At 37.5% G+C, this 3438-nt stretch carries 3 protein-coding genes; 1 reads left to right on the forward strand and 2 read right to left on the reverse strand.

What is annotated here, in order from left to right:
* Positions 1-563, forward strand: a 563-nt coding sequence (locus O3C63_09545; GenBank protein MDA0773166.1) for a peroxiredoxin, incomplete at its 5' end; no start/stop codon positions are given.
* 32 nt (positions 564-595) lie between these two features.
* Here the strand turns inward: O3C63_09545 and O3C63_09550 are convergent.
* Both O3C63_09550 and O3C63_09555 read right to left on the reverse strand, forming a co-directional pair.
* The gene (locus O3C63_09550) at positions 596-2170 is read right to left on the reverse strand and encodes a hypothetical protein (GenBank protein ID MDA0773167.1); all 1575 of its coding nucleotides are present in this window, start codon (positions 2168-2170) and stop codon (positions 596-598) included.
* A gap of 1 nt (position 2171) precedes the next feature.
* The gene (locus O3C63_09555; protein MDA0773168.1) at positions 2172-3233 is read right to left on the reverse strand and encodes a hypothetical protein; all 1062 of its coding nucleotides are present in this window, start codon (positions 3231-3233) and stop codon (positions 2172-2174) included.
* Positions 3234-3438 lie beyond the last annotated feature (205 nt).

The following is a 3438-nucleotide window of genomic DNA, read 5'->3' on the forward strand; positions in this document are numbered from 1 at the left end:
CAGCAGATGCAGTAGTCAACGGTTCCGAGTTCAAATCAGTAAGTCTAAGTGATTTTAAAGGTAAGAAGTATGTAGTACTTTTCTTTTATCCACTTGATTTTACTTTTGTTTGTCCAACTGAGTTACACGCATTTCAAGACAAGTTAGCAGAGTTTGAATCATTAAACACAGAAGTGATCGGCGTTAGTGTTGATTCTAAATTTTCACACCATGCATGGTTAAACACACCTAAGTCACAAGGTGGAATACAAGGCGTTAACTACACTGTAGTTTCTGACTTAAACAAAACAATCACTAGAGACTATGACGTAGAAGTTGAAGGCGCTGGTATTTCTTACCGTGGTCTTTTCCTTATCGACAAAAACGGCGTTGTGCAACATCAAGTTGTTAACAATTTACCGCTTGGACGTAATGTTGATGAAGCAGTAAGAATGGTTAAAGCTCTTCAGTTCTTTGAGAAGAACGGCGAAGTTTGCCCAGCAAACTGGAACGAAGGTTCTAAAGGTATGAAGCCAACTAGCGCAGGACTTAAAGACTTTTTCAATGAAGCTGTAGCTGCGTAATTAATTTCATAAGATCATCTAAAAACACCAAGTCAAATTGACTTGGTGTTTTTTTTCGGTATAACTCGCTTAGTAGCCACACTTGAAGTCCTTGCTAATCTATCAATTTTATCAAGCCCATCTGTTTCAAGTCGCCCAACTAGCATCCGAGTCAAGGCAAAGATCAACTTCGATGACTTATCAAAGTCCAAAGAGTTTTTGGTCTTGAGATTACGATACATCTTTTGTAAGATCAACTTCAACCTCTCTCCTCCTCTAGCTTTAACTGCTGGCTGCTCTTGAGAACCACCACCACAAATCAAGTAAACCAAATCATCGCTATTTAATCCAAGTTGAATGAATTGCTCTTTGTTGTCAGTCCAAAATCTATTCAGCTGCGACTCTGTCCCTTTAAACAATATAGAAGTATCTTGCGAAGCTGCTAAGCCCTCTACTGAAGCAGTATCATTAATCAAAGACCTTATATTAGAATCATAGCTATATCGATTTAACTTATCCAAACTATCTTGACAAGGACATTGAAATAACTTGATCAAGTCCCTTAAGTAACTCATCAGCGTATACAAATTCTCTCGCTGCTGCTGAGTCAACTTGTCCCCAATCGCCAAAGATTTTCCTGTAGCTTTAAGGCTAGGACTAGTCTCATCGGTAGCCTGATCAGCTATGATTTTAAGCCATTCAAACCTTATAAGGAATTTACTCACCCGGCTAAGACTCAGCTTCTTATTTGCCTTAGTATGTTTTAAAACCTTGTCAACCATGAGGTTGTAGAGTTGATCGTCTTTTAAATACTGCATTAAACCATATTGAGTTAATTCATTATTATCAGACAAGTCCCGAGCCTCATGTACAAGATCCTCTTTGGAATCACCTTTTGCTAATTTATCTAATGATCTTTTTGCATCAATTGATAGAGAATTAAAAAGCTCTACCTGCCTATCAATCAAGCACCTGATAGTTGGGCTTGAATATGGTTCTGCTGCGTGGCTTGCTTTTCTAAGAGCCTTACAATCAGCAGCCAATTCATCATCTAGGCTTAAATCATTTTCGTTATATTCCAAACTCAAATAATGTCTCAGTGATTCTATAACTAGCTCTCTGTGTAATTCATTGATATAAGTCATATCATGAAACTTAATTCCACCTGTTTCTGTTACTCTTTGAGACAGCACAGGTAAATCAGGCAAGTCTAAAGACTCATAGCTGACACTATTAGTGCGAATAACCTTGTCAAACAAGTCTAGTAATGAACTATAAAGCTGGTAGCTATCGAGAAACAAAGCCCGATCAGGACTAGCAGGATCATTAATATCAAATCTTTCACTAGGATGAAACAAAATCGAATCTAAAGAGCTGCGAACCTGATAGAGACCTTGGTGAATCGCCGTAGTTATCTTAGCGACATCATCAACGAAGAGAGATCCTGTAATCAAATCATCAAAACCATCAAGTATAGATCTGAGACTCGCATCCATATATCTAAAAACCGGCTGAAAAGCAAGACGAGCGGTTTCCGGTGCAGCCATTTGATTTACATCAAAACTTAATGGATAAAGTTTATCTTTGCGTAAATTAAGTTCTCTAGTAATAGCAAGACTGTTAAGCACACTAAGATAGTTTACTTTCTTTAGCCATTGCCCGTAATGCCATCAGAACTTCTGCAAGTTCAGTCATAGAATTGTGATTGCTTTCTAAGATCGCCATTATAATTGGTTTGGCATGAATTAATAATTTCGTTTTCTCAGATTCTGGATACTCATCATAGGTTGGAATATCCTTGATCGCTTGCTCTATATCCATCTCTTTGCCTAGTCCATTATCATCAAAACTACCAAACTTGCCGAGTAGTCTTGTGTCAGCCAAAATCGCAGCAACTAAATCTGTTGCCAATTTATCATTATCACGATACACATCTTTCATCGTTATTAAGGCTTGGCTATTGTCATCAATAGTCGCAGAATCCAAATCCAAATTTATCGTTCTTTGCAAAGCAGCCAAACTACCTTGGCGCGACGCAAATAACCTATTCGCTCCAACACCATCAACTGGTTTGAACTGAACTGGCACATATTTATCTAATCTCTTTTCAACACTTGTCTCTGGCTCCAATACAACTGGCTTATCTGCGCTAATACCATAATGCTGATTAATAAGAGCTTGAAGCTGATTAATAAGAGCTTGAAGCTGAGTTTTAACAGCTTGATTCTCATCATTAGTCATATTGGCTGAAGCTTGCTTCCAAACAGCAACAATGCTTGACATGTGATCTATCATTAATGAAATAATGTCTGCACTAGTAGCTAGGTTACCTTCTGCTAAAGCTTTAACACAATAAGCTAAATTCTCAATCGAATCTGGATCTTGTTCTTTATACGTATCCAAAATCAGCTTGGGATTTTCAAGAGCAATTTTGATATTGTCCACATCAGCTAAAGGTATACCATTAATAATTTTTATAATTAAATGATCAACATTAGTATTTTCTTCTTGCCTAGCCAGCGCTCTTGCTAACGCATCATTATCAGGAGCAGGCATGGCATCAGCCAATTTGTCCCCGCGCATATCAGCAAAAGAAACACCAGATAGATCAGCCCCTGTCTCAACTTCAATATACGGCTTCTTTGGAGTACGCTCACCATCATCAATAAATCTTATTATTCTATTGTTCATAACGTGTATTATCGTATCAGCCCGCGACTCAAAAATCAATTATTTTAATCAAAAATAAGCTTTTATGTCCTATTGTCCGGTATTTTTAGCTAATTTGTTAGAATTAAGGTCTGGAATTAACCAAAGGAGAAATATTAATGACACACACTTTACCTGAATTACCATGGGCTATGAATGCTCTAGAACCAAACTATCTTAAATCCAC

It is taken from the genome of Cyanobacteriota bacterium (genome assembly GCA_027618255.1).
Taxonomy (GTDB): domain Bacteria; phylum Cyanobacteriota; class Vampirovibrionia; order LMEP-6097; family LMEP-6097; genus JABHOV01.